Source organism: Colwellia sp. 6M3 (assembly GCF_014077595.1).
Lineage (GTDB): Bacteria > Pseudomonadota > Gammaproteobacteria > Enterobacterales > Alteromonadaceae > Cognaticolwellia.
In genome coordinates, this window is sequence record NZ_JACGWF010000279.1 from 1 (window position 1) to 235 (window position 235).

The 235-nt window shown below is 42.1% G+C and carries 1 protein-coding gene; it reads right to left on the reverse strand.

What is annotated here, in order from left to right:
* The coding region (locus tag H4J50_RS19945; RefSeq protein WP_259365865.1) for a reverse transcriptase domain-containing protein at positions 1 to 235 on the reverse strand (235 nt) is incomplete at both ends.

The following is a 235-nucleotide window of genomic DNA, read 5'->3' on the forward strand; positions in this document are numbered from 1 at the left end:
TGTTCGCCTATCATTACCCCGCTTTTTAAGAACTGATTAATCAGCTTTAAAATACTACTGTCCGTCACTTTGCGTCTAACACTGCTAATTATCAAAGCATGATCAAGCAGGTCAAAACACTTCGACAGATCCATATCAACCACCCACTCACGGTGATATTTACGAATAAATACCGTGGCTTTGCTGATGGCGTCATGACAACTTCGTTTCGGCCTGTACCCATAACTTGATGGGT